Consider the following 26,561-nt stretch of genomic DNA (forward strand, 5'->3'; position numbering starts at 1 on the left):
CCACTACATCTCATTCAAATATTTATCCAGATAATCTACATCTTTTGCAGTTGCTTTCTTTATTTCCTTAGAAATATAGGTGCTTTCCAGTTTCTGTTTATTTTGTTCACGCAACTTTTTATTTGCAATTTCTTCATTTATCATCAAAACATTTAATAATAGCAATGTTTCTTTTCGTCGGTTATATTCGTGAACTTCATTTGATACATTGGCATTTACGATGTTGTTTATGTATTCTGAAACCGCTTTTTCAATTTTGCCGTCATTATAGTATTTTCTCACTTCTGTTAATGTGTAAGTCAAGTTCATTGAATGAACTTCTTCATCTGTCATTCCAAGCTGTCTTTTTACATCTTCACTTTTTAATAAATTTAAAACTTTCTTTATTTGAATCTGTCTACTATTTTCATCTGCAATGTTAAATATTTTTACAATTTCCATAATAGGAGTATTGTTATACTTTTTTTCTAGTTCTTTATAATAGCTATCACTTTTATCTTTTTTTCCAATTCCACGATAATACACCATTTTTGCGAATAATTTTTCATACTCATAAGGAGTGTATTTTGTGAATAAATCTAAATATTTTTCATAACCTTTTCCGATTTTAGACTCATAAATTGTGATAATATCTTCTGATACAATGTAATTTCGCTCATCTTTTTTCAAGATGGCAAGTAGCTTATTCAATTTTTCCCCAATTACAGTTTCATCATTTTCAAAAGCCACAATATCTCTTATTTCATAATCAATTTTTTTTGTTTCATCAATTATTGCCTGCTTTATTCCTATTTTTGAAAGATTTTCCTGAATCTGCTCCTTTCTTGTGTAAGCAAAGCTCAGACTGCTTAACAGTAAAAATACTATTGTTAATTTTTTCATAAATTGTTCTCCATTTTTGTGTTTTTTTATTTTTATTCTTTCAGCAAATCTAAATTATAATCCAATTATTTCCCAGTTATTATGGCTCTTTCCATCAATTACACCATTTTTTACATTTCGAATATAGTCAATCATCATATTTTGGATAGTTCCCTTTATATTTCCAATTGCTTCTTTCGATGCCCATAAAACTGGAATTTCCTGCCCGTCAAAAATACCGCCTTTTCTAGCCAGCTGTTCAAACCTATAGGCATTCATTCCAACTTTTAATTTCATTTCAGGCGTTACTTTAGTTCCGTTAACTAACATCAGATTAGTAATTTTATTCCCTTTTTCATTTCTTAAATCAATTTTATATCTCACCCCGCCAAAAATATCAAATGTTACATATTTTCCGTTGGCACGTTCTGGATTATAATGATACTCAGTATCTCCAGGCCGAATTGTATCAAAATAGTCAGCAGACCATTCCATATAGTCTTTTAACTGTTTTCCTGTCATTTCATAAATTGTAACATCTCCACCTGTGTAACGATAGTTGTAAACTATGTCTTTTCTCTTAATTTCCCCTTTATCTAGTTTTACATTTTCATAATTGTATGCAAATGAAACGACATCTGCCCCGCTGTAATAAAGCTCAACATCAGTTATAAATGATGACAGTCCTGTATCTTTAGCAAAAGCTGCTGACACACCATAATATTTTTCTTTGGGAACCATATCATTTAGTGTATTTCCTATTTTTTCATTTGCAATTCTGCAAAGCCTATTGTGAAAAGGTTTATAAATCTCTTCAATTTTTTTATCAGGCTCTTCATCTTTTACAGGAATGGTCGTAGAATCTTTGCTTATTAATTTAACATTTTCATCCAACACTTCAAATTTTAAGTCTACTTCTGAAATAACAGTTCCATATCTATGAGGTTCTGTAATAAGAACACCGTTAATTATTTCCTTTGGTATATTCTGATGCATATGCCCAGCTACAATTACATCAATTTCGGGTACAGCGTTTGCTAAATCTCTTACTCCTGTTTCAGGAATTCCATTTTCATTTTCAATGCCCATATGAGCTACTGCAACAATAGCGTTCGCACCTTCCTTTTTAAGTTTTTTTACTTGTTTTTGAGCTTCCTTTATAGGCGACACAAAATAAAAATCCTTCAAATAGCCAGTATCTTCTTCAAATTGTGCTGACATTGGAGTTGATAATCCAATAATTCCAATCTTCACGCCATCCTTTTCAATAATTGTGGAAGCATCTAAATATCTGCTTTTATCTTTTGAAAAATTGGTATCATTTTCAGTATTTTCATTGTAATACAAGTTAGCAGTTAATTTTTTACATTTCATATCTCGCAAAATATTTGATAAAATTGGCATTCCGAAGTTAAATTCATGATTTCCTGGTACAAAAATATCATATTTCATATAATTTAACATTTCTGGAATGGGGTGTTTTGGTGCCATTGCAAATTTTTCTATCCAATTATCCTGAATTGCATCCCCAACTTCAACCAAAATTACATTTTTATTCTTTTTTCTAATTTTTTTCACCAATGTTGAAATCTGTGCATAAGAACCTGACCTATCCTCTTCATCAGCCGCATAGTTCCAAGCAAGCACTCTTCCATGAACATCACTTGTTCCCAATATTTTTATACTTACTTCCCTTTTTTTTAAAGAAGTGTCCGTATTTTTTACTGTCATTCTATATTTCCTTTTCTTTTATAAATATTTAAAATTTTTTTACAATACTCAAGTCTTTCAAAAAAAACAAATAAAATATTTATTTAAGCAGATATTCCTACTTCATAATTTTATTTTTTCAAGCTTTTCCATTTTTCTCTAGCTTCAAAAATTGAAAATTCCCTGTCATATTTTATTTCATTTACTTCGTCTTTTATATAAAAAATCTTTTCCAAATCAATTTCATAATCATTAGCAATTGCAATAATATAATAAAAAACATCAAATACTTCCTCTTCAATAGTTCCTTTTATGTTTTTCCCATCATATCTCACATTTTTTCTAATATTTTCCGCAAGTTCCCCAAATTCTTCTATTAATTTCAAAATAAGTCTTTGTCCATTTTCCTTTTTATTCTGCTTAATTTTATTATCCTTTGTTTCATCCAGAGTTCCTTTTTCTATTCTTTTTATCAAATACTGCACTTCTTTAAGTGTCATATCATCAGTATTTTTATTTTTTTTACTATCCATAACTCAAATTACCTCCTTCTTTTTATATTTTTTATTTAACATTATTTTTATTTCTTGAATTTAATTTTTAAAGTTATTTTAAGCAAGGGTATCAAACGCTATACCCTTGCATCCCTGCTTCTCGAATTTCAATTTTACAGCAAAAGACAAAACTCGCTTTTAACAAAAATTATTTTAATTCCATAAAGTTATTACAAATTCAAATATAATAGAAAAGCTCAAACAAGTTGTCTTTTACTGAAAAATTAAAATCTCGGAAATTTACAATAAATGTTTTAATACTAAATCCCATTTAAACAACGAACTTATTATAATCTATTTTATAAAACCTAATATTTTCAAATAATTAAAATATAATTTTCATTTTTTAAACAGAATCTATCATAAACTAATCCGTCGGAGCATTTTTCTGTGCCGGCAAAAATGTTTGAGCATAGCGAGTTTTTTGCCAGTGCAGAAAAATGTCGTAGACTAGCCATAGGTTATTGCGTAGCAATTCTTGCCACAATTTTAATTATTAGGAGAAACCTTTACTGCAAGATAAGGATTTGCGGCAATGAGCAATCCTACGAAAATAAAAAAGAAAAACATAGTAATATAAAAAAATATTTATTAATTAAAATAGCCTATAATAAATTTTATAAAATAATAAACAATATAAAGTATCATTTATTTTCAAATTTTTTAAAAAATTAGTATTTGAAGATTACGTTTGTAGATTTTGGTTTTCCTATTTCTTTTTTCTCTTTCAAATAATCTATAAATATTTTTGTATCACTTAAATGAGTGTCTGTTCCACGTTTTTGAGCAGTGATTTTCCCTAATGTTGTGTAACCATCTTTTCCTTTGGCTATATAAGAGTTTACAGCTAACATATAGGATTTTTTAGCATCAATTGGTACCCATTTGTTTGCTTTAAAGTCAAATACTTCTATTTTTTTGACTCTTGTTCCAAGTTTTCCTTCTTTTGTGGCTTCGTATCTGATTCCTGCACCATAAGGGAATGCTCCTGTTGAACCTCCGTTTAGTACATAGTCAATCGCATCTTCTAATGTCTGTTTCACTTCTGCACCTGTAATATCAGTTATGAATACTGTATTTGAAGTGAATGGCAATAATGAATATGCTAAATCATAAGTGAATACACCAGGATTTAGTGTAATTCTTACATTTCCCGCATTTCCAATCACAAAATCAACATTTCCAGTTCCTGTATTTCTTAACTTATGTAAAACTGATTCAGCTACAAGAGTTGTTGCGAAAGAACCGTCCTTATTGTGTTCATTTGGTACTCTGTTGTCTGAACCTCCTGGGATTTCTTCTGTAATTTTACCAACTGTACGTTTCCCAAGTTCTGTTTTTTCTTTCTGGTATCTTTCAAGAAGTTTTGCTAAAGCTGGATCATTTTTGATGGCAGCTATATTTTTATTATTTTTTATTGAACTTAAAATTTCATTTTTTTCTTTTTGATCTAATTGAACTCCTTTTCCTTCAGCATTTTTCACTTCAAAAAAGTCATCTCCAATTAAAACTTTTGGAGTTGGAATTAATTCAGTAATTACTCCGTTTTTATCGAATTTTGCCTTCATTTGTCCCAATAAATATGAATAATTCCATGCTTCCGCAATATAAACTGGATTTCCATTAGGAGAATTCACTTTTTTAGGATAACTGTCTGCTTCTGGAACTAACCCAAATTGTTCAAATTCTTTTCCTAAAAGATAGTGAGTATCCCCAGTTATAATTAAATCTACACCGTCAACTTTTTGTCCAATTTCAACATTTTTTTCATATCCTGCATGAGATAATAATATTATTTTATTTATTCCTTTACTTTGTAATTCATTTACGTATTTTCTTGCTGTTTCAATTTCATCTAAAAATTTGATATCGTCTCCAGGACTTGATGATTCCTTAGTCTTTTTCACAACATCTATTCCTATAATTCCAATATTCTGACCACCAATATTCTTTATCATATACGGTTTCCATTTTCCTTCCAGAATACTTCCTTTATCAGGAACAACATTGGCTGAAACTACTGGTATTTTTAAAACATCTAGAAATGATTTCAAAAATTTGTTCCCATCATCAAATTCATGATTTCCCAATGTATAAACGTCAAAATTTATTGCATTCATAAGTTCAGCATCGGCTTTTCCTTCAAATAACGTATAATAAAGTGTCCCTGTTACAGCATCTCCTGCGTGTAATACAAGAGTATTTTTATTATTCTGTCTAAAATTTTTGATTGCCTGTGCCACTCTTGGCAATCCTCCAATATGTACCGTAACAGTCTTCCCATTAAGTTTAAGAGGCATTTTTTCCTCTTCAAGATGCGAATGATGGTCATTAATATGAGCCACATTTAGCTCAAATGCTCCAGATGAACTTTGGCTGTTCGCTTTACGACTAGTCTTTGCCTCCAAATTAGCTGCTGAAAATAGTGCTAATGTCAATCCCAATAATAATAATTTTTTCATAATTTTTCCTCCTTAAAAAAAGTTATATTTATTAATATAATTATAACTTGATTTCCAAAAAAAAACACTAAAAAAAATAAAATTTTTAAAAAACATAAATTTCAAATAGATTTTACAATATTTTAAAATAAAATAATGTTATAATTCCTTAGATAATTTTTTTAAATTATCAAAAAAGAATTTTTGTAAAGGAGAAAAGAAAATGAATATTAAAAATTTTATGAAAAAACTAATTTTAATTTTAGGAATACTTGGAATTTCAGTTACTTCATTTGCAGCAACTAGAAGAAATAACAGGGTTGTATACGTAAAAAGAGAACCTTCTCGTAGAATAATAAGAAGAAGATACATCTTTGTAAGAGTTCCAAGAAGAAAAAAAGTTGTATATGTGAAAAAAGAGCCTTCTCGTAGACAAAGACGTGCAAGAATAGCTGCTGGAAGAAGAAGATAGATTTAACTTAGTAAGGCATTTTGTTTGTTTATAATTTGAAAAAATTTAATATTTTAAAACACAAGGGGCTTCAATTCTCTCTTATGAACTGTACCCCTTGTTTTTTATTGCTATTTGTTTTTAGTTCTTAATTTTAATTTGTTTAAGAAGATTATACAAAATTCCTAAAATTATACTTATTCCAATTGTCATTACTGATTTAAAAATCATTTCATCGCTTATCTTTATAACAAAATGAAGCACTATAAGATGAACTAGGAATGCAAAATATGTAGAATCTGCCACTATTTTTATAATCCTGTCTCTTTTAGAAAAGTTAAATTTACACCAAAATACAAAAAAGGAAAGCGTCATAATAAATGTTCCTAGTGAATTTTTATCAAAAAAATCAGATACACGTTTTCCTGTTACTGCTAAAACATATTTAGTAGATAAAAAACTTAGCAAGAATCCTAAAGCATAGATAACTATTATTAAAATAAATGATGCCCTTTTTACTTTATTGTCGTATTTCTTTACAAAATACCCTAAAATATAATACCCAATAAAGCCTGTCAATGGAAAATTAGAAAATGGAATTTCAGCAAGATTAAAATATCGTAAATACGGATTTAAAATATTGCACAAAAACCAGAGAAAAACTACAAAAAGAGTCTCTTTTTCTGCATATTTCAACACCTTTTGCAACCACGGCGTAAGAAGATACAGCCCCAGTATCATATAAATATACCAAAAATGCGATGCTGAAATCGCTTTCCCTTTCAAAACTGGTATAATCGGAATTTTTCCAAAATAAATATATATAATATTAAATACTAAAAAAAGTGGTAAAATATTTAAAATCCTTTTTTTAAAAAATACTATTGTCTCTTCGGTTTTATCAAGCAGCAAATATCCACTAATCATAATAAACAAATTAACCCCAATCGAAATAATTGCATAACCTCCCATCCATACATCTACTCCAAACTGCCTATTTAAAGTATGTAAAAACACAATAAAAACAAATGCAAAAATTCTTATAATATCAATTGCCATCCTATTTTATTCTCCTTTTTTCTAAATTATAAAAAAATTCTAAGTTTTTGTCAATATATGCTCAATCCTTTTAATTTTCAAATGATAAATTTCATTTTAATCAATAAAATTAAACTAAAAAATAGAATTAAAAAAATTTTTTGAAAAGAAATTTAAATAAAGACTATGAAAATTAAAAAAAATATGCTATACTTAATAAAGGAAAGTATAATTTAAATATAATAAAAAATATAAATAAAAAAGGAAAAGAGGTTTAATATGGAGAAAAAATCAAAAATAACTGCAATGCTATCTGTATTATTAGTTTCTGCTCCAACTACAGCTAAGAAAATCACAACATCAAACCTACGTGACAATGCGATGAGAACAACTGCAATTGAAGTTGATGAAGCAAATATAGATAATATTGAAGCAGAAGCATCAAAAAATCAAAAAGAATCTGATATTGTTGTATTAGATGCAAATAAATTAAAATTTGATTTTAATAGTGCTACAATAAAAGATGAATACAATTCTGTACTAGAAAAACTTAAAAACTATATTGAGGCTAAAAATCACAAAATCTCAATTACTGGTTATACTGATTCTAAAGGAACTAAGGAATATAATAAAGAATTGTCACTACGAAGAGCTGAAAGTCTTGAAGAAAAATTAATCGAATTAGGACTCTCTCCTGATAAAATTGTTGAAACAAAAGGAAATGGAGATAATAATCCAGTAGCTTCAAATGATACAGAGGAAGGAAGAGCTGCGAATAGACGTATTGAAGTTCAATTTATAAATTAAAATTTGTATAAATTTTAAAATATATTGTAATAAAAAGCCCAGTATTTTTACTCGGCTTTTTTATATTTCATTATTTTAATTAATAGTCTTTTTTAGGTATTCAGATACTTCCTGTACTATTTTTTCGTCAGTTTCTAGAATTTCAAATTCACTAAACCCTTTTATTCCCATATTTATATCCTGTTTTTTATATTCCATGTCACTCTTTCTTACTTTTTTTCCAGAAAAATGAAAATTATTTGCACCTGTAAAATTTTTTATTTCCCCAATATTTAAAATATTTAATCCTGCTCCAACAATTATTTCGATTTTATTTTTATTATCTTTATTTGAAAGCTCAATTAATTTTTTTAATAATTGTTTACCTTTTAGGCAATTTTCTTCCTGTCCTGATGTTAATATAGCCTTCACCCCTATTTTTTTTAATTCATCAAATGCCTCTACTGGATTTTTACATACATCAAATGCCCTATGAAAAGTTACTGGAATATTTTGTGCTTCAGAAATAAAACTTTTCATATTTTCCAAATCTATTTCTCCTTCTTTAGTCAAAATTCCCACAACTATCCCATCCGCTCCCATTTCTCTAAACATTCTTATTTCATTTTTTATAATTTCAATTTCATATTTAGAATACAAAAAATCACCAAATCTCGGTCTTATCAATACATTTATTGGAATATTCACATTTTTACGCACTTCTTCAAATAAACTCTTTGTAGGTGTAGTTCCTCCAATTATCAAGTTGCTGCAAAGCTCCAGTCTTGTAGCTCCGCCTTTTTGAGCATTTATTGCAGATTCCACACTATCCACACATATTTCAAGAGTATACTTATTCATTTTTCTCATCTCCTATAGTTACATAATATATAACAATTCTAATTTAAAATAAAAGGTTAAAATTATCTATAACCAATCTACTAATTTTTATATGCTTTTATAGTAAAACTTATTTAAAACCAAACTCAAAAGCTATGACTATTTTACTTAAACCTTAAATTTATATAATTTTAGCAGTTTAATTTAAAATAGGTTTGAGTATATTTTGACTTTTAAGCAGATTGAATATAAATATTAAAATTTAAATATGAAAAAACATTAGAAAATACTAGTTTACCAATATTTCTAATGTTCACTTCATTGTTTAATTCTTTATAATCCTGCTCCGAATTCAAATCCTTTTCCAGAATATTTAAACTGTGCATTCTTTTCTGGGAATGGTGTTACTCCAAATTTTAATGAAACTACTGGATAATAACCTAATTTTTTATTACTTGGCTTATCCCACTTCATTCCTGCTCCAATTTCCCATTCTACATTTTCAAATCTATGAGATAAAGTTGCCATTCCTAAAGTTATTTTGTTAACTTTTCTTGCATACCATGAACTTTCATAAATTTCAGGATCGGAAGCTTTTGAAGCTCCATTTTGTACATATTGAATTTTTCCTCCAACCCACCATGGTTTATCAGGGTCATTCGAAAACATATATTTTCCTTCAAATTCATGTTTTCTAAAGTCAAATGTACTATTACGAGTTGCATTATTTCTATAAATTCTGTCAGGCCGTTCCATTATGAAAGCATATCTTACAAACATTTTTTCTAGATATCCTGCTTCCACTTTAAAGGTTAAGTCATTAATTCTGTTAAATCCTTTCATTCCACTAGGATTAGCAGCATCAGAGCCGTCTATTTGCATATCCATTCCAATTTGGAAATATTTTTTATGACTTCTTAAATTTTGAAGTTTTGCATTAAAATCATTTAAGCTAAATTTATTTTGACGATAATTTTCTTCTTCTACATAACTCTTGTATGCTTCTTCTTCCTCACTGCTCAAAAATAATCTATCATCACTATTTACCAGAATTTTATCAATTGAATTTTTGTTGGCATTATTAATAGAAAATTCTTGCGTGTTTGAATTTCTTACCATATTTGTACTTTTTATCTGATTTTCAGTTGTCTCAATTTCAGCTTCTCTATTATTTTCTTTTTCTTTTTTCTCTAAATCAGCTGCATATCTTGGTTTTGCATTATTTTCATATTTATACAAAAAACCAATTGTCGTATAGTCATTTCCACGAATATATCTGTCATCTGAAGTAATAATTGGAGTATTATTAAGATCTCTGTATATTTTTTTACCAAATCCAAAATTTATTCTAAAATAGTGATCTGATTCAAATTTCTTATTTTTCATTTTTGAAGTATCGTAAACAAATCCCAATCTATGATAATTAGTTTTTAATTTTAATGCAGGCAATCCAAAAGTTGCCACATTTCCATAAATATCATTTGCTTTATTTACTGAATTTGTATATTCAAATCCCCATTCATTAAAGTTTACTCCAAAAGTTCTTTCCTTTAAAGATTCCTTATAAACTTTCTGATTCCATCCAAGACTTGTGTTATATGGAAATAACTGTTTATTTTTATCTGCGAATCTATATAAAAAATTATCCCCAGCATCTGACACATATCCATATTGAATTTCTCTATTAAAATTCCTATCAGATTTAAAATCCTTAAATTCATAGTTTTCATTATTTTCAAAATCAAAACTTACAAATCTTTTATTTGCAATATCAGCCTTAAAATAATTTCTAACATATCTATTCTTTAGCCAATCATCTTTAAAATGTCTATCGTCTCTCATTGTCAAGTTATAATTAAATGTTACATTTCCAATTTGATATTTAAAATCATCTCTCAGTCCCAGTGCATTTGTTGGAACTTCTACAATGTCAAAGCCATCATACATTGCTCCTCCAGCTGTTGTTCTTTGGAAAGTAACTGTTGCATCATTTGTAACTTTTACATCATATTTATTATTTTTTTTCGATGTATTATCAAATAATGTAGTGTATAGTCTAGTGTCAAGAGTAAAAATTCGCATTGATGGACTTTGCTTTATAGCCTTCCCACTTGCATCTCTTGCAACTTTATAGCCAGTCTGTGAATCTAAATCTTCGACTTTTCGTCCATTTCTAAATTCAGGAACTCCTAAACTGCTATAATCACGATTTTCAAATGCTAAATTATAACCAATAAACGAATTTTTTAATGGTATGTCGATTCTATCATTACCTACATTAAATCTTTGAGATTTATATTTTTCATAAAGTATTTTTTTAGGACGACGAATTATTTCATTATCTTGATATATTTTATAAATTCTACTTTCATCAGTTGTTGCAGAATTTAAGAATAATGAATTATAATTTTCGTTATCACGTGTGTAATCATACTCGTATTCTTTTTTTCTTATATCAACTTGCTTTACTTGTGCACCGAAATAAAGAGTATTTGTCAAGTTTTGGTAACCTGTCTTAGGCTGGTATCCAAAGAAATCACTTTCTCTAAATGGATAATAGTTTCCAAAAGTTAATCCCCATTCTTTTCTTTTGTCATATGCAATATTCTGAACCCAGTGAACTGTGTTATCTTCACCTCGGTCACGCATTCCAAGAAGTTCTCCGTATTCATCCTTATCAGAATCTAGATAATCCAATTTTATTTTCGGTCCTCTAAAATCGATTTCATAACTTCTTTTTTTTCTATAAGAATTCAAATCTCCAATATATCCTGGATTAATATCACGAAAATCCTCATTGTCAATTGTTATTGCAACATTTGAATTACCATTTGTATATTTTATGCTTCTATATAAATCAACATCTGTTTTTCGTGGATCTAAGTTATCATCTTCTACAATTTTGTCATTTATCTCCGTCAGGGCTTTAAGTGCATGCTTATTTTGTGTCCAGTAATATTTTGCATTAAATTCACCATTTTGTCCAAGTTCCTGATTGATATTAAAATCCCAGAATCCAATATAGGTATATTTATCTACATAATCTGTATAATCATCCTTTAATTCATTTCCATTAATAGCATACATAAGATTGGTTGTAATATTTTGATAATTTAGATTCCATATTCCGTAACCTGCATCATAAAATTTTCTATCTTCCTTAGCTTTTTTTGGAGTATTTACAACCTTATGATTCCATTTGAAATCCCATTCTTTCCTATGATTTCCAATTGGAACTACAAATCTGTTTACAAATATATTTCCTTTATTATTTCCCCAGAAAGCATAGTCATTTGAAAATTTTAATGCCAATTTTTTCTTTGTACTCAATTCAAAATCAACAAATCCCTGTGCAAGAGGACCTAAATCATAGTCAAATCCCATAATTCCAAAAAATCCTCTATCACTATCCATTCCTATATATGGAAATAATGTAGCTCTTTGAGTTGATGGCTTTAATGATGTTACATAATATGGTAACTTAAACCAAGTTTTTCCACCCGCAAAAAGTCCAATATTTCTTGCAATCGCTTTTCTATTTGGATAAATCTCCAGCTCATCTGCATTTATTTTATAACTTGGATTTTCGTATGGACTTGTAGTAAACCATCCATTTTTTATAAAAATCAGCTTATTTCCTTCAGCTAATGTTTCTTCTCCACCAAAACGTAATTTCACATTTGAATCATAGCTTTCTGAATTAAATATTTTTGCTAATTTTGTATCCATATCAAAAATAAGATTATCAGCTTTTATAATTTGGGAACCTTGAATAAATTCAACATTTCCAGAGCCTGAAAGAATATTTTTATTAGCAATTTTTCTTAATTTGTCTGCATTTATTGTAAAATCTCCATATTTTACAGTAACATTACCTTCAGTATTTATTTCTTCTGTTTCTAGATTTATCGTAGATTTTTCTGTTTTTAGTTCTATTACTTCTCCATCAGCATTCAGCTTCCCAAAAAGTATAATATAAAACAGTAAAATAAACAATCCTTTATATCTCATTATTTTCATTTTTTCAACCTTTTATTTTTAATTATATAATACCAAAATTATACCATACTTTTATGCTTATAACAATTTATTTTACATTTGAAAGGCTTTAATTAAGTTTTTTACTACAAAACGTATTTTTTCCCAAATAACATCATTTTTTCTATATTTGCGATAACTAATAGTACATTATTTTCTCTTATTATAGTATTTGGAAGTGGCATAATATTTAGTTCCTTTTCATCTTTTATCCCGATAATATTCATTTCATATTTATTTCTCAAATTTAATTCTATAAGATTTTTTCCATCAAAATCCTTTGGTGCTTTTATTTCAAACACTCTATATTTTTCTGAAAATTTAAAATGTTCTGTTATATTGGGCCTTATTACCCCAAGTGCTGTTTCCTTGGCCATCGTTTCTTCTGGATAAACAACGGAAGTTGCACCAATCTTTTTTAAAATTTTCCCCTGTAATTCATTTTTTGCCTTACAAATGATAGTTTTTATTCCCATTTCCTTTAAAATTACCGTAACAAATACACTGGACTGGGTATTGTCTCCAATGCAGACAAAAGCAGTGTCAAAGTCATCATTTATTACTTTCTTGATTGAATTTTCGTCTGTCACATCCAATGTAATTGCATCACTTGCGATTTCATCATCAATTACCTTTTGTACACGATCCTCCCTTTGATCTATTGCCAGTACCATTTTACCATTTTCATATAATGTCTGAGTTATACCTCTACCAAATGTTCCAAGCCCAATTACTAAATATCCTGCCATTTTTCACCTCTTCCTTATCCTATCAAAATGTCTTCCTTTGGATAAACATATCTTCCTTTTGGATTTTTCATTCTGGACAAGGCCAATGTTATTGTTAGTGGCCCGACTCGTCCAACAAACATCGTAATCATAATTAACAGTTTAGAAATGCTCGATAATTGTGGCGTTAAATCCCGTGATAATCCCACCGTTCCAAAAGCAGATACCAGTTCAAATCCTAATTCTATAACTCTTATATCCTCCAGCCAAATTAATAAAAATAATACTACAGCAACATACATAATTGATATAAAAACAATAACCATAGCTTTATTATATATTTTCCAGCTGATTCTTCTCTTGTTGTATTCCAGATGTTCCTTATTTTTTATAGTTGTAACTATTCCAAAAAGTATCAATCCGGCTGTAGTAGTTTTTATTCCACCACCTGTTGAGCCAGGCGAGGCTCCAATAAACATTAATACTACAAACAGAAAAACTGTAGGTTCCCGCAGTTCAGCTATGGAAATTGTATTAAATCCAGCCGTTCTTGTTGTTACACTTTGAAAAAATGCGGCTCCTATCTTTTCAAAAAAGGGCAATGTTCCTAATGTTTTATTGTTTGAATATTCTAGGATAAATGTTATAATTGTCCCAAATATTATTAGAAAAATTGACATTTTTATAGCTATTCTTGTAGTAGTAGTAAGCCTTTTATCTTTTTTTAGAAAATATTGATAAATATTAAGAATTGCTGCAAAACCTATTCCGCCTAAAAAAATTAAGACAGGAATTACAGTGTTTATTATTATACTGTCTTTAAAATCACTTAAATTATTTGAAAATAATGCAAACCCGGCATTACAAAATGCGGAAATAGAATGAAATATAGCATAATAAGCCGCTGTCTTATAATCAAATATTTTTATAAATTTTAAAAATAATATTGCAGCCCCGATAATTTCTATTATAAAAACTGTAGTCAAAACTTTTTTTACAAATTTTTGTATTTCAAATGTTGTATTTGTGTTTATATCTTCCTGTATCAATTTTTTAGTAAAATACCCAACTTTTTTTGAAATCATTGTTACAACTATTGTTGAGAATGTGATAATTCCAATTCCGCCAAGCTGAATTAATACCATAATAACTGTTTTTCCAAATAAATTATAGACTTTGCTTACATCATTTACTGTAAGTCCCGTTACACAGACAGCTGACGTTGCTGTAAACATACCCTCAAGTAAATTTGTTTTTTGTCCATTTTCTATTGCAATTGGCAAAGAAAGCAAAAAGCCGCCTATTAATATAATTATTATAAATGATACTAAGATTATGGTATAAGGGGAAATTTTCTTTCGTTTTACTAACATCATAATCGCCTAACTTTCTGTTTATATAAAATTATTTTTAATTTTTAAATAATCCAAAAATCAAAATCTTCACTTATCTGATCATATTTCTTATCTTTTCCTAATATATCCGTAAATTCTTTAAAATCTTCTCCCATTCGTCTCAGATATTCTTCATTCCCTATAATTTCCTCTATTTTTTCAGAAATTCCATCCCATGCTTTATAAATATCTGGTATTATTTTCAATCCTTCCTCCGTTATTTTTGAAAAAGAATTTTTTCCAGCTTTTTCTCTTTTAACATACCCTTTAGCAACCAGTTTATCAACAAATCTCGTAACTGTTGAGGGAGCTATTGCTAATGTTTCTGATATTTGATTTACTGTAAGCCCTTTTTCTTCTTCTTTCAATATAATCATAAGAAATCCATGTGTAGGATAAATATCCATTTTCTCAAATGATTCTTCTGCAATTTTATTAACCATTCTAAACATTTTTGAAATTGTAAAATATATACATTTTTGAATTTCTGATTTTCCTTTATTACTCATATTCTTCACTTCCTCACTATTTTTATTTGTTATTTGCCATATATTTTTCCCAGCAAAACAGCCATGTCAGTTTAATAATTATATACACAGGAATAGCAACAAATGCCCCACCGATACCAAATAACGCTCCTCCAACAAGAACTACCAGAAGTGTAGTAATTGGGTGCATTTCTACAGATTTTCCTGTCAGCCATGGTTTTACAATATTTGCTTCTATTGTTTGAACAATTGTAATCAGTACTACTATCAGGATTACCAGCTTAAATGATTTTGTAAAAGCATAAAGTATAGCAGGAATCAGTCCAATAAAAGGCCCAATAAATGGAATCACATTTCCAAAACCTATAATTACTGAAAAAAGCATGCTATAATCCATTTTCAAAAAATAAAATATTACAAATGATACAATTCCAACTATCATACTGTCAAGCGCTGTTACAAGTATATATTTTCCGATTGTCTCATCTATATTCTTTATAAGCACTATTAATTCTTCCCTGTCCATATTTCTCAAAATCCGCTTTACTCCATTTTCAATATTATCATAACTGAAAATAAGCATTATCGTAAAAATTGGAGTCATAAACAGCAAGCTAAATGTACTGCTTATAAGAGAAAAACTAGAACTTAGAACATTCATAACATTGGAAACGATTACATCTTTTGAACTCATAAGCGAACTTCGTAAATCAATATTATTGCTTTCAAGAAAACCAAAAAAGTTGTTTTGCAGTTTTTCCTGATTTTTTAATAAAAAATCTATAAGACTTGATATTTGTTTTGTAATTATTGGCACAATCGTCAAAACTATATAAAGAAAAATTATAAAAAATACTGATAATACTATTAAAATCGCAGTAGTTCGATTTAACTTGTATTTTTCTTTTTTATTTTTACTGGAAAGTTCATTGAACAATTTCATTTTTTTACTTCTTTCTTCATTGTCCACACCCATTTTTTCAATTTTTTCGAGTTCATCCAGTTTACTGTTCTTTATAAAATTTTCATTTTTATCTTTTTTACTAATCATATCAATAAAAGGCATTAGACAGTACACTATTACAAACGACAAAATAAAGGGAAAAATGGTACTTGTAACCATTCGTATTGATTTTGCAAAATTATCATAAACCTTAAAAAATAATAAAAGTGCCCAAAGTGCTAAAACCACAACAATTAGTACATTTCTTAGTTTTAATAATTTTTCTTCATCATAAAACTTCATTTGTTCTTCCTTTCTACTCGTTAATGTCTATCCAAAGGACTTGTCACTTTTCTTGTTAAACACAATATCAATCGGACATCCTTCAAATCCAAAATATTCTCTTAATTTATTCTCAATATATCTTTGATAAGAAAAATGTATTAATTCTGGATTGTTCGCAAAAAATGCAAATTTTGGCGGTGCCTGACTTACCTGTGTCGCATAATTTATTTTTACTGCCCGTCCTTTTCTTGTAGGCACTGGATTCTGTGCTATCATTTCTGCCAAAATCTGATTCAATAGTCCAGTTGATATCTTTTTATGGTATTCTTCATTGATAAATTTAGCCTGTTCTAGTATATTCAACGTTCTTTTCCCAGTCAATGCCGAAATTGTAACAATCGGAGCATAATCTAAAAATGCTAAGTCTGCTTTTATCAAAGCCGTAAATTCCTTCACACTGTTGTTATCCTTTTCAATCAAATCCCATTTGTTTACTGCAATAATAATCGGCTTTCTCTCCTCATAAATCATCCCTGCAATTCTTTTATCCTGATCTGTCAAAAGTTCTGTTGCATCTAGCATCAGCACACACACATCTGCCCTTTTTATAGCTTTTATTGCACGTAATACACTGTAATATTCAATGTCATCTTCCACTTTCGATTTTCTACGGATTCCCGCTGTATCAATTAATGTATAGGTTTCTCCATTATATCTCAAACTCGAGTCAATCGAATCTCTAGTCGTTCCGGCAATATCACTTACAATCGAACGTTCTTCATTTAAAAGCTTATTTACAAGTGAAGATTTTCCAGCATTCGGTCTTCCAAGAATTGCAATATTAAGTCCTTCTTCTGTCCTTTTTATTTTCTTATCCTCAAATTTATTAATTACAGCATCAAGCAAATCTCCCAAATTAGTCTTATGCTCCCCAGAAATTCCAATAACTTCTTCAAATCCTAGTCCATAAAATTCAAAAATATTTTCCTGGTCACGCATATAATTGTCAATCTTATTTACAGCTACAACAACCTTTTTATCCTGTCTTCTAAGTACAGTTGCCACATCCTCGTCAAGTCCAGTAATCCCAGCTTTTCCATCTACTAGAAATATAATTACGTCCGCCTCGTCAATTGCGACCTGTGCCTGCTGCTTAATTTTCCCCATCATAAAGTCTTCTGTACGTGGCTCAAGCCCTCCAGTATCTACCAAGATGAACTCTTTTCCACTCCACTCCATCTCACGATAAAGCCTATCTCTAGTAACTCCTGGCTCATCCTTCACGATAGACAGCCTGTCACCCACGAGCTTATTAAATAAGGTTGATTTCCCCACATTAGGTCTACCAACAATCGCTACTGTATGTTTCATATTTTCCTCCAATTTTCTATTTATTTTTTCCCTTTAAATTATCAATCAAATTTTTTTGCAATTTACAAAAAATTCCTGAAACCAAATTTTCATTTAATTTTCCTAACTTTTATAAATTCTCTCTCAAAATTATTCAAATAATTTTAGAAGAATTTGAATATATACTCAAACTTATTTAAAATTAAACTACTAAAAATTATATTGATTTAGGGTTTGAGTAAAATAGTCATAGCCTTTTGAGTTTAGTTTTAAAGCAGTTTTACTATACAATATATTTTATCATATTTTTTGTATTTTTATTAGTTTTTTTTATTGATATTACAGAAAAAGTGCAAATAAAATAAAGACTAGAGCATTATCTCCAGTCTTTTTGCAAATATTTTTTAAATTTTATATACACAAAACACCTAAACTCTCTAAAATCAAATTTTCAAGTTTAAGAATTCCTTTGAAATCCAATTAAATTTATGAAACTACTAATGGCAACAATACTGCGATAATAGCCATTAAAGCAGGTAAACCCTGCACTAAAAATATTTTTTTAGAAACTGTGACAGAACCATAAATAGCTGCACAGATAATACAAATTAGGAAGAAAACTGCAATTTGAAATTGAAATTCTCCACTTTCGATTAAACTCCACACTAATCCTGTGGCAAGAAAACCGTTGTACAGCCCTTGATTTGCCATCATTTTTTTTACACGTTCATCTTTTAAAAAGTCTATTTCCAGTCCAAAGTTTCTTTGAACAGTTTCACTTTCATTAAGATACATTTCAAGGATTAATATATAATAATGCTCCAACGCCACAAATAATATTAATATGAATGCCAGTATGCTCAAAATAATTCTCTCCCTTCTTTATATTTTTTTATTCTTTCTATTTAGCTTAATCTCTTACACTTAAAATTACAGGCTTTCCATCAATAATGGCAAGGCTATGTTCGTATTGGGCTGAACGTTTACCATCTTTAGTAACCGCTGTCCACATATCAGATAATACTTTCACTCTATAAGTCCCGACATTTACCATCGGCTCAACTGTAATTACCATTCCATCTTCAATTTTAGCTCCTGTTCCAGCTTTTCCATAATTTGGAATAATTGGGTCTTCGTGCATTTCCTTTCCTACTCCATGCCCTGCAAAATCTCTTACAAGTGAGAATCCAAAGCTCTCTACATATTCCTGAATAGCATGCCCGATATCTCCAATTCTGTTTCCGGCACGTGCCACTTCAATTCCGATATCTCTTGCCTTTTCAGTAACTTCCATAAGTTTTTTAGAAGTTTCGTCAATTTCTCCCACAGCATAAGTAATCGCAGCGTCACCAAAATATCCATCAAGTACTGTAACCGTATCAACTGTCAGAATATCGCCTTCCTTTAGTATTTGCTTTTTGCTTGGAATACCGTGTACTACGACTTCGTTTACAGAAATACAAGTTGCGGCTGGATAAGGAGGATATGGATGTCCCACATCGTAACCTTTCGTTCCTGGAATTGCTCCTTGACTTCTAATGTAGTCTTCAGCGATTTGATCCAGTTCATATGTACTGATTCCAGCTTTTACGTGTTTTGGCAATACATCTTCAAAAAGTCTTGCGATTATTTCATTAGCTTTTTTTATTTTTTTTATTTCATCCAATGTTTTATAAATTATCATTTTTTGTACTTCTTCTTTCTAAATTTCTTTTTTTATTTTTTTAGTCTACATATTTGACAATTTAATACTTTTTTACAAAAAATCTTGTACTTTTGCAAATAAAATTTTATTAATTATCAAATAAGTTTAGCAACATTACTCTAAAACTAAATTCAAGTTCTAAAGTTTCATAATTTTTATCAATTCAATCTTAAATAATTTTAAAATTATTTACTATTTTTCCAAGATATCAATTATATCTTTTGTAATTTCTTCCAGTTTTTTTGCACCATCTACACTGTAAACTTTATTTTGTTTTTTGTAAAAATCCAATACTGGTGCTGTCTGTTCGTTGTAAACTGCAAGTCTTTTTTTCACTGTTTCTTCATTATCATCTGCCCTTTGTTCCAAATCTTCTGGATTTTCATCAACTGGCGGATTATATTTTATATGATAAATTTTACCAGTCTTTTTTGATACTCTTCTTCCTGTGATTCTTTCAATAATTTCTTCATCGCTAACTTCAAGTGCGATTACTTTTTCAATTTCTCTGTTTGATTTTGCCAAAATTTTGTCAAGTTCTTCAGCTTGAGCCACTGTTCTTGGAAATCCATCCAAAATGAATCCTTTTTTACAGTCATCTTCCTGCAATCTTGCTTCTACAAGCCCATTTACAATATCATCAGAAACTAATTTACCTTCATCCATCAATTTTTTGGCTTCCAGTCCTAGTGGAGTCTTGTTTGCAATTGCAGCTCTCAAAATGTCTCCTGTTGAAATTTGAGGAATTTCATATTTTTGAATTAATTCCTTTGCCTGAGTTCCTTTTCCTGCTCCAGGTGCTCCAAATAACACTATATTCATAATTATTTATCCGATATTTAAAATTAAATATCGCTCCTTTCCAAATTTATTTTTTCACATCTAATTTTAACATTTTAAAAGCCATTTTTCAATTTTCTTTTTTAAATTTTCAAAAAAATAACCAAAAAAGAAAAAAAACTGAATTTAATCAGTTTTTTCTGCTAAAGAACTATTTAGCTAATTTAAGTTAGAGTGGGTAATAAACCCATATATATTTTACCACATTTATAAATTTTATCAATACCTTTTTTTAATTTTTATTTTTTATTTTTTCTTAAATTTCTATTTTTTCGTATTTTTTTAAATAATCCTTCAATTCTTCTAAAATATCATTCCCCATTCCTTCTTTTTCTGCTTCTATATTAACACACAAAAGTGGTTCATGCAGTGATAATCTGATTAAAAACCAGCTTTTTTGACCTACATTTACTCTTACACCTTCATAGTTAGGACTTTCTAGGCTCCAATCTTCTTTTTTTTCAGCATATTCCTTAAAGTTTTCCACAATTTTTTCTCCACAAGTCCGAAAATCTTTATCTTTTATAGGAATTCTTATTTCTATTTCCTGAGCAGGCTCAGGCAACTCATTCAGAACATCTGTAAATTCAATGCCTTTTTCCCTGCTCTCTACAAGCTGAACCAAAAGCCTTGCAGCCATGTATGCTCCATCATCAAGAAAATAATTTTCTTTAAATGCGGCATGTCCTGACGTTTCTATAGCAAGAGGAGAATACTTTCCTTCATTATTCAGTCTTATAGATTCGTTTATTACGTTTTTATATCCTCGCTGGAATCTGTGGTGAATCCCGCCACGGTTTTCTATAAACTCTTTTAGCCCTGCTGATGTAATCGAATCTGTTACAATTATCCCACCAGAATGTTCTTTTAACAATATTTCACTAAGCAATGCGATAAGGTTATTTCTGTTAATTTCACGTCCATTCTTATCTATAAAGGCGCTTCTATCTCCATCTGCATCAAATATTATTCCAAAATCTGCATTATTATCAAGAACTGTTTTTTTTATTGATTCTATCGCTTCTTTTGCTTCAGGATTCGGAATATGATTTGGAAAGTTACCATCAGGATTTAAAAATTGGCTTCCAGTAGTATCTCCGCCCAAAACTTCTATTACCTTTTTAGCAAAAAATCCTGCAGCTCCATTTCCTGCATCAATCACTATCCTTAAGTTTTTTAGCGGTTTATCCCCTTTCCCAATTTTATTTTTTATTAGTTCGCATATATATGAAGCATAGTCATCTGCTAGATTTTTTAAAGTTTCTACACCTTTTTCTTTTTTGAGCAAATTTTTTTCTTGTTTTTCAGCCATTTCTAGAAATTCATTAACATCACTTTTTTGAAGCCCCCCATTTTTCGTAAAAAATTTAATTCCATTGTAGTAGCTCGGTAAATGGCTGGCAGTTATCATCATTGCACCATCAGCTTTATAATCCTCAAATATCGTAGTCATAAATAGTGATGGTGTTATTGACATTCCGCAATCATATACATCAATTCCCATTTCCATCAAAGTTTTTCTTATAATTTCTGAAAATTTAGGTCCTGTATGCCTTGCATCGTACCCAACTGCCACTTTAACCTTCCTGTTTTGACTCTTTGCTATTTCATCACATTTTTCAGTTATCCAAAGCCCAAATCCTTTTGCTATGAACTCAACTTCCTTTTCAGATAAATTAATGTCCTTATCTTCGTATTTTGAAACTATTCCCCGAATATCAGTCCCACTTATCATATTTTTTAAATCCATAAAAATACCTCTCTTTTCAAGTAAAGCCATACCTATTCTCCTCGTTTTGAAAATTGGTATGGCTTTTCTATTATTGTTCACTTAATTTACTATTTTAAATTATTCAGCACTGTTTGTGCAATATCCTTCGCTCTAAGCCCATAATTTGTAAGCATAGTCTCTCCATCTGCACTTTGTCCAAAAACATCCTGTATTCCATGTTTTACAACTTTTGTTGGATGAACTTCTGATAAATATTCTGAAACTGCACTTCCAAGTCCCCCAATTACAGAATGCTCTTCACTTGTTACAATAAATTTACATTCTTTTGCCGCTTTTAAAACTGTTTCTGTGTCTAACGGCTTTATCGTAGAAACATTTACCACTCTTGCCTTTACTCCTTTTTCTTCCAGTAATTTTGCTGCTTCAAGAGCTTCTGAAACCATAAGGCCAGTCGCTAATATTGCTACATCGTTTCCTTCTCTCAAAGTTGCAGCTTTTCCTATTTCAAATTTATAGTTTTCATCAAATAATACCGGTATATTCAGTCTTCCAAGTCTTACATACACAGGCCCTTCATATTCAGCCACTGCAAAGACCATTTTTTCTGTTTCTACTGCATCTGCTGGCGATAGCACTACCATTCCTGGAATTGCACGCATTAATGCCACATCCTCAACTGACTGATGTGAACCTCCATCCTCTCCTAACGAAACCCCTGCGTGAGTTGGACAAATCTTGACATTTAAATGCGGATATGCAACCGAGTTTCTGACCTGGTCAAAGGCACGTCCAGCCGCAAAATGTGCAAAAGTTGAAGCAAACGGTATTTTCCCAGTCGTTGCAATACCTGCCGCTGTTCCAATCATATCAGCCTCTGCAATCCCAACATTTATATGTCTTTCTGGAAACTCTTTTTTAAAATATGCAGTCATTGTTGATTTTGACAAGTCTGCTTCCAGTACCACCACATCTTTATTTACTTTTCCCAATTTAACTAACGCTTCTCCATAAGCCACTCTAGTTGATTTTTTTTCCATTCTCATATTCTCCTATTTTTTATTTCATTATTTTTAAAAACTTTCTAATACTGTTCCACAAGCCAGAGTTAGTGCATAGCACTTTCGCCATTCTCTTTAATACGCCATTATTTAAATATGTTAAAATAACTATTATCGCGAAATGAAGGGAAATGGCGATTGATTTCCCTTGCTATTGTTAACTCAATTCTTCCATTGCCTTCTTGTATTCTTCATCATTTGGAGCAGCTCCGTGGAATCCAGCGTTATTTTCCATAAATGAGACACCTTTTCCTTTTACAGTGTTTGCAACAATAACTGTCGGCTGTCCTTTAACTGTTCTTGCTGTGTCAAGAGCATTTATGATTTCTTCATAATTGTGTCCGTCAATCTCGATTACATTCCATTTGAATGCCTTGAACTTTTCTCCAATCGGAGCAACATCCATTACATCCGAAACTTTTCCATCAATTTGCAAGTTGTTATAGTCAACTATCGCAACTAAATTGTCAAGCTTGTAATGTGCCGCAGTCATAGCCGCTTCCCAAACTTGCCCTTCCTGCAATTCTCCATCTCCTAGAATTGCATAAACTCTATAGTCATTATTGTAAATTTTTGCGCTCAAAGCCATTCCGTTTGCTGCAGACAGTCCTTGTCCCAAAGAACCTGTTGACATTTCAACTCCAGCCAATTTTTTCATATCAGGATGTCCTTGAAGCGGAGAGTGCCATTTTCTAAGTGTTGGAATAAGATTTTCCCCTTCATCTCCTAAAAATCCTTTTTCAATCAAAGCCGCATACAGTGCAGGAGCAGCATGCCCCTTACTAAGAACTAATCTGTCTCTGTTTTCCATTTTTGGATTTTTTGGATCAATATTCATTTCTTTCCAGTAAAGCACAGCTAAAATATCAGCAATCGAAAGTGAACCTCCCGGATGTCCTGATTTTGCCCTGTAAATCATTTCAATAATATCTTTTCTAAGTTCTTTTGAAATTTTTTGAATTTCCTCAACTTTCATAAAAAGCCTCCTATAAATTAATATTTTTATATTATACTCAAACCTATTTAAAATTAAACTACTAAAAATTATATTGATTTAGGGTTTGAGTAAAATAGTCATCGCCTTTTGAGTTTAGTTTTAAAGCAGTTTTACTATATAGTCAATTCGCTTAAAAATTAAGATAAAAATTAGTTATTTTTATCAACTCCATATAAAAAGGGAGCAACCACCTAAAATGTGAAACTCCCTTCATTTTTACAAAAAGCGGTAACTATTTTTTATTTAGCAGTTCTATATACTGCTTGACCAGCTCTATTTTTTCTGAATTCATATCCATTAGATTCCTAACTATTTCTCCGATATTTATATCTGAAAATTCCTCTATTATCTCATTAGTAAGCTCCTTTTTCAAATCTGACATATCCTTATCTGTGTATCCTATTATTTTAAATAGTTTCAGATGATCTATCTTTAATATTTTAGCAATTTTTTTAAGTAGAAGAGGATTTGTCATATTATGCTTGCCTGATTCCAGATTAGATAAATAAGCTGGACTGATTTTTAGCATTTCTGCCATTTCTCTTAGTCCTATATTTTTTTGTAGTCTTTTATTTTTTATATAATACCCTAATGCTTCTACAAGATTAGAGTTAGTTTTTATACTGTCATTTTCAGCCATTTTTTCACCTTATCAATTTATTCATATAGAAATATAATATCATAATTTTATGATTTTGTGAACTGCTGAAACTTTTTACTACACAACAAATGCGGTCTATAAATTATTTTTTCTTTTGTCCATAATAAGCATTCGCTCCATGTTTTCTCAAGAAATGCTTATCTAGTAACTCCTGTTGCATTGGCTTTATATCTTTGTTTACCATTTCAGTAAACATTGCCATTTTTGCCACTTCCTCCAATACAACAGAATTATAAACAGCTTCATCAGGATTTTTTCCCCATGTAAAAGGTCCGTGACTATTTACAAGAACTCCTGGAATATATTGTGGATTTAGATTTCTTTTTTCAAAAGTTTCTATAATTACCGTTCCTGTTTCTTTTTCATATTCTCCTGTGATTTCCTCTTTTGTCATTTTTCTTGTACAAGGTATTGACCCATAGAAATAATCAGCATTTGTTGTCCCGTATGCTGGAATATCCCTTCCGCTTTGAGCCCATATTGTAGCATTTGTTGAATGAGTATGAACTATTCCGCCTATTGAAGGAAACTTTTTATAAAGCTCAATATGTGTAGGAGTATCTGATGAAGGATTTAAATCACCTTCTACAACATTTCCATCCAAATCAACTACTACCATATCTTCTACTTTCATTGTTTCGTAGTCCACACCGCTAGGTTTTATAACAATCAGATTTTTTTCTCTGTCAATTCCACTCACATTTCCCCAAGTAAATAATACCAGCCCTTTTTTTGGCAATTCTAAATTTGCCTTAAATACTTGATCCTTTAATTTTTCCAGCATTAGATAAATCCACCTTCCTTCATTTTATCCAGCATCCATTGCTTTGCCTTTTTTACTTCTTCAATTGGATTATCTGATTTTTCAGTCCACATTTCTATTAAAAAAGGTCCTTTATAATTTAATTCTTTTAATTTTTTAAATACTTTTGGAAAATCTACACACCCTTCTCCAAAAGGAACTTCCTTAAATTTCCCTTCAAAAGTATCAGTTACTGCTAAAGTATCCTTTAAATGAATTCCTGTTATTTCTCCGTTTTTTATTCCTAATTCCAATTCCTTCAGCGTGTCATTTTCAGGCCATGCTGTCAAATTTCCTACATCTGGATAAACCTTTAGCCATGGAGATTTAATTATATCCGCATATTCCATATATTTTGTAATGGAATTGATAAACGGATGATCCATAATTTCTATTGATAGTGTTACGTTGTACGAAGATGCCCATTCTACTGCCTTTTTCAAATTTTCAGTAAAATATTTTTTAGTCTGCTCATTTCCTTTTTCATAATAAACATCATATCCAGCCATTTGAATCGTTCTAATTCCCATTTTATCTGCAAAAATTATTGCTTTTTGCATTAGCTCCATAGCCTTTTCCCTAGTTTTTTCATCCATGCTTCCCATTGGAAATCTTCTATGTCCGCTAAAGCACATTGATGGTATTCTAACTCCATTATCTATTAATGCCTTATGAATTTTGTTTATTTCGTCATCGGACCAATCCAGTCTTGCAAGCCTTTCATCAGTTTCATCTATAGAAATTTCCACAAAATCATATCCGCATTCTTTAACAAGCTTTATTCTGTCAACCCAGTCAATATCTTTAGGAAGAGCTTTTTCATATATTCCTAAATTTAATTTATTAAGATCTTTCATAT

Annotated in this window: 24 protein-coding genes; 3 read left to right on the forward strand and 21 right to left on the reverse strand. The window is 29.9% G+C overall.

Translation table 11 applies throughout. From position 1 onward, the window contains the following. Nucleotides 1-3: 3 nt before the first annotated feature. The 3 genes from ACEG17_RS08050 to ACEG17_RS08060 all read right to left on the reverse strand — a co-directional run bounded on the left by ACEG17_RS08050 (nt 4) and on the right by ACEG17_RS08060 (nt 3,104). Entirely contained in the window at nt 4-882 is an 879-nt protein-coding gene (locus ACEG17_RS08050; RefSeq protein WP_372583297.1) for a hypothetical protein, read from the reverse strand. Between the two features lie 54 nt (nt 883-936). Beyond that, a complete protein-coding gene (locus ACEG17_RS08055; RefSeq protein ID WP_372583298.1) occupies nt 937-2,592 on the reverse strand; it encodes a bifunctional metallophosphatase/5'-nucleotidase in 1,656 nt (551 codons plus the stop codon). A 110-nt stretch (nt 2,593-2,702) separates the two neighbouring features. Further along, entirely contained in the window at nt 2,703-3,104 is a 402-nt protein-coding gene (locus ACEG17_RS08060) for a MazG nucleotide pyrophosphohydrolase domain-containing protein (protein ID WP_372583299.1), read from the reverse strand. Nucleotides 3,105-3,515: 411 nt separating this feature from the next. Here ACEG17_RS08060 and ACEG17_RS08065 point away from each other — a divergent pair, with 411 nt between their 5' ends. Then, the gene (locus tag ACEG17_RS08065; RefSeq protein WP_372583300.1) at nt 3,516-3,800 is read left to right on the forward strand and encodes a hypothetical protein; all 285 of its coding nucleotides are present in this window, start codon (nt 3,516-3,518) and stop codon (nt 3,798-3,800) included. Here the strand turns inward: ACEG17_RS08065 and nadN are convergent. Then, entirely contained in the window at nt 3,797-5,587 is a 1,791-nt protein-coding gene (nadN, locus tag ACEG17_RS08070) for an NAD nucleotidase (RefSeq protein WP_372583301.1), read from the reverse strand. The two genes, ACEG17_RS08065 and nadN, sit on opposite strands and share 4 nt — an antisense overlap. A 202-nt stretch (nt 5,588-5,789) precedes the next feature. On the opposite strand from nadN, the gene ACEG17_RS08075 reads away from it, so the two are divergent. After that, a complete protein-coding gene (locus tag ACEG17_RS08075; protein WP_372583302.1) occupies nt 5,790-6,038 on the forward strand; it encodes a hypothetical protein in 249 nt (82 codons plus the stop codon). 120 nt (nt 6,039-6,158) lie between these two features. On the opposite strand, the gene ACEG17_RS08080 is transcribed toward ACEG17_RS08075, so the two are convergent. Next, nucleotides 6,159-7,076, reverse strand: a complete 918-nt coding sequence (locus ACEG17_RS08080; RefSeq protein WP_372583303.1) for an acyltransferase — start codon at nt 7,074-7,076, stop codon at nt 6,159-6,161. Between the two features lie 258 nt (nt 7,077-7,334). Here ACEG17_RS08080 and ACEG17_RS08085 point away from each other — a divergent pair, with 258 nt between their 5' ends. Beyond that, nucleotides 7,335-7,862: an OmpA family protein gene (locus tag ACEG17_RS08085; RefSeq protein ID WP_372583304.1), complete on the forward strand. Its 528-nt coding sequence runs from the start codon at nt 7,335-7,337 to the stop codon at nt 7,860-7,862. Nucleotides 7,863-7,937: 75 nt separating this feature from the next. Here ACEG17_RS08085 and ACEG17_RS08090 read toward each other — a convergent pair whose 3' ends face one another. The 16 genes from ACEG17_RS08090 to ACEG17_RS08165 form a co-directional block, all read right to left on the reverse strand. Beyond that, nucleotides 7,938-8,702 carry a copper homeostasis protein CutC gene (locus ACEG17_RS08090; protein WP_372583305.1) on the reverse strand — a complete coding sequence of 255 codons (765 nt, stop codon included), beginning with the start codon at nt 8,700-8,702 and terminating at the stop codon, nt 7,938-7,940. Between the two features lie 312 nt (nt 8,703-9,014). After that, nucleotides 9,015-12,701, reverse strand: coding sequence for an LPS-assembly protein LptD (locus ACEG17_RS08095; RefSeq protein WP_372583306.1), 3,687 nt, complete (start codon nt 12,699-12,701; stop codon nt 9,015-9,017). A 104-nt stretch (nt 12,702-12,805) separates the two neighbouring features. Next, complete coding sequence (locus ACEG17_RS08100) at nt 12,806-13,468, reverse strand: potassium channel family protein (RefSeq protein ID WP_372583307.1); 663 nt, start codon at nt 13,466-13,468, stop codon at nt 12,806-12,808. Nucleotides 13,469-13,482: 14 nt separating this feature from the next. Continuing rightward, on the reverse strand, nt 13,483-14,820 hold the full coding sequence (locus tag ACEG17_RS08105; protein ID WP_372583326.1) for a TrkH family potassium uptake protein: 1,338 nt from the start codon (nt 14,818-14,820) through the stop codon (nt 13,483-13,485). Nucleotides 14,821-14,864: 44 nt separating this feature from the next. Then, nucleotides 14,865-15,350 carry a MarR family winged helix-turn-helix transcriptional regulator gene (locus ACEG17_RS08110; RefSeq protein ID WP_372583308.1) on the reverse strand — a complete coding sequence of 162 codons (486 nt, stop codon included), beginning with the start codon at nt 15,348-15,350 and terminating at the stop codon, nt 14,865-14,867. Nucleotides 15,351-15,372: 22 nt separating this feature from the next. Next, nucleotides 15,373-16,575 (reverse strand): AI-2E family transporter, encoded by a 1,203-nt coding sequence (locus ACEG17_RS08115; protein ID WP_372583309.1) that lies wholly within the window; start codon nt 16,573-16,575, stop codon nt 15,373-15,375. A 27-nt stretch (nt 16,576-16,602) separates the two neighbouring features. Further along, nucleotides 16,603-17,928 (reverse strand): ribosome biogenesis GTPase Der, encoded by a 1,326-nt coding sequence (gene der, locus ACEG17_RS08120; RefSeq protein ID WP_021743678.1) that lies wholly within the window; start codon nt 17,926-17,928, stop codon nt 16,603-16,605. 465 nt (nt 17,929-18,393) lie between these two features. After that, on the reverse strand, nt 18,394-18,771 hold the full coding sequence (locus ACEG17_RS08125) for a DUF1304 domain-containing protein (protein ID WP_299573451.1): 378 nt from the start codon (nt 18,769-18,771) through the stop codon (nt 18,394-18,396). A 46-nt stretch (nt 18,772-18,817) separates the two neighbouring features. Beyond that, nucleotides 18,818-19,591 carry a type I methionyl aminopeptidase gene (gene map / locus ACEG17_RS08130; RefSeq protein ID WP_372583310.1) on the reverse strand — a complete coding sequence of 258 codons (774 nt, stop codon included), beginning with the start codon at nt 19,589-19,591 and terminating at the stop codon, nt 18,818-18,820. Nucleotides 19,592-19,804: 213 nt separating this feature from the next. Further along, on the reverse strand, nt 19,805-20,434 hold the full coding sequence (locus ACEG17_RS08135) for an adenylate kinase (protein WP_297917868.1): 630 nt from the start codon (nt 20,432-20,434) through the stop codon (nt 19,805-19,807). Nucleotides 20,435-20,708: 274 nt separating this feature from the next. Beyond that, nucleotides 20,709-22,232, reverse strand: coding sequence for a phosphohexomutase domain-containing protein (locus tag ACEG17_RS08140; RefSeq protein WP_372583311.1), 1,524 nt, complete (start codon nt 22,230-22,232; stop codon nt 20,709-20,711). Between the two features lie 59 nt (nt 22,233-22,291). Continuing rightward, nucleotides 22,292-23,221 carry a transketolase family protein gene (locus ACEG17_RS08145; RefSeq protein ID WP_372583312.1) on the reverse strand — a complete coding sequence of 310 codons (930 nt, stop codon included), beginning with the start codon at nt 23,219-23,221 and terminating at the stop codon, nt 22,292-22,294. A 178-nt stretch (nt 23,222-23,399) separates the two neighbouring features. Beyond that, complete coding sequence (locus ACEG17_RS08150; protein ID WP_372583313.1) at nt 23,400-24,218, reverse strand: transketolase; 819 nt, start codon at nt 24,216-24,218, stop codon at nt 23,400-23,402. 253 nt (nt 24,219-24,471) lie between these two features. Then, entirely contained in the window at nt 24,472-24,879 is a 408-nt protein-coding gene (locus ACEG17_RS08155; protein WP_021744463.1) for a helix-turn-helix domain-containing protein, read from the reverse strand. A gap of 103 nt (nt 24,880-24,982) precedes the next feature. Then, entirely contained in the window at nt 24,983-25,684 is a 702-nt protein-coding gene (araD, locus tag ACEG17_RS08160; RefSeq protein WP_372583314.1) for an L-ribulose-5-phosphate 4-epimerase, read from the reverse strand. Further along, on the reverse strand, nt 25,684-26,559 hold the full coding sequence (locus ACEG17_RS08165; protein WP_372583315.1) for an L-ribulose-5-phosphate 3-epimerase: 876 nt from the start codon (nt 26,557-26,559) through the stop codon (nt 25,684-25,686). The genes araD and ACEG17_RS08165 overlap by 1 nt, the downstream gene beginning before the upstream one ends. Between the last annotated feature and the right edge of the window lie 2 nt (nt 26,560-26,561).

It is taken from the genome of Leptotrichia hongkongensis (genome assembly GCF_041538065.1).
GTDB lineage: Bacteria > Fusobacteriota > Fusobacteriia > Fusobacteriales > Leptotrichiaceae > Leptotrichia > Leptotrichia hongkongensis.

Bases quoted from the DNA above. Each gene is read 5' to 3' on its own strand.
- araD (WP_372583314.1), bottom strand. From the start codon at position 25,684: ATGCTGGAAAAATTAAAGGATCAAGTATTTAAGGCAAATTTAGAATTG.
- nadN (WP_372583301.1), bottom strand. From the start codon at position 5,587: ATGAAAAAATTATTATTATTGGGATTGACATTAGCACTATTTTCAGCA.
- ACEG17_RS08165 (WP_372583315.1), bottom strand. From the start codon at position 26,559: ATGAAAGATCTTAATAAATTAAATTTAGGAATATATGAAAAAGCTCTT.
- ACEG17_RS08145 (WP_372583312.1), bottom strand. From the start codon at position 23,221: ATGGAAAAAAAATCAACTAGAGTGGCTTATGGAGAAGCGTTAGTTAAA.
- ACEG17_RS08155 (WP_021744463.1), bottom strand. From the start codon at position 24,879: ATGGCTGAAAATGACAGTATAAAAACTAACTCTAATCTTGTAGAAGCA.
- ACEG17_RS08095 (WP_372583306.1), bottom strand. From the start codon at position 12,701: ATGAAAATAATGAGATATAAAGGATTGTTTATTTTACTGTTTTATATT.
- ACEG17_RS08110 (WP_372583308.1), bottom strand. From the start codon at position 15,350: ATGAGTAATAAAGGAAAATCAGAAATTCAAAAATGTATATATTTTACA.
- ACEG17_RS08060 (WP_372583299.1), bottom strand. From the start codon at position 3,104: ATGGATAGTAAAAAAAATAAAAATACTGATGATATGACACTTAAAGAA.
- ACEG17_RS08080 (WP_372583303.1), bottom strand. From the start codon at position 7,076: ATGGCAATTGATATTATAAGAATTTTTGCATTTGTTTTTATTGTGTTT.
- ACEG17_RS08075 (WP_372583302.1), top strand. From the start codon at position 5,790: ATGAATATTAAAAATTTTATGAAAAAACTAATTTTAATTTTAGGAATA.
- der (WP_021743678.1), bottom strand. From the start codon at position 17,928: ATGAAACATACAGTAGCGATTGTTGGTAGACCTAATGTGGGGAAATCA.
- ACEG17_RS08150 (WP_372583313.1), bottom strand. From the start codon at position 24,218: ATGAAAGTTGAGGAAATTCAAAAAATTTCAAAAGAACTTAGAAAAGAT.
- ACEG17_RS08090 (WP_372583305.1), bottom strand. From the start codon at position 8,702: ATGAATAAGTATACTCTTGAAATATGTGTGGATAGTGTGGAATCTGCA.
- ACEG17_RS08135 (WP_297917868.1), bottom strand. From the start codon at position 20,434: ATGAATATAGTGTTATTTGGAGCACCTGGAGCAGGAAAAGGAACTCAG.
- ACEG17_RS08100 (WP_372583307.1), bottom strand. From the start codon at position 13,468: ATGGCAGGATATTTAGTAATTGGGCTTGGAACATTTGGTAGAGGTATA.
- ACEG17_RS08105 (WP_372583326.1), bottom strand. From the start codon at position 14,820: ATGTTAGTAAAACGAAAGAAAATTTCCCCTTATACCATAATCTTAGTA.
- ACEG17_RS08085 (WP_372583304.1), top strand. From the start codon at position 7,335: ATGGAGAAAAAATCAAAAATAACTGCAATGCTATCTGTATTATTAGTT.
- ACEG17_RS08140 (WP_372583311.1), bottom strand. From the start codon at position 22,232: ATGGCTTTACTTGAAAAGAGAGGTATTTTTATGGATTTAAAAAATATG.
- ACEG17_RS08055 (WP_372583298.1), bottom strand. From the start codon at position 2,592: ATGACAGTAAAAAATACGGACACTTCTTTAAAAAAAAGGGAAGTAAGT.
- ACEG17_RS08050 (WP_372583297.1), bottom strand. From the start codon at position 882: ATGAAAAAATTAACAATAGTATTTTTACTGTTAAGCAGTCTGAGCTTT.
- map (WP_372583310.1), bottom strand. From the start codon at position 19,591: ATGATAATTTATAAAACATTGGATGAAATAAAAAAAATAAAAAAAGCT.
- ACEG17_RS08115 (WP_372583309.1), bottom strand. From the start codon at position 16,575: ATGAAGTTTTATGATGAAGAAAAATTATTAAAACTAAGAAATGTACTA.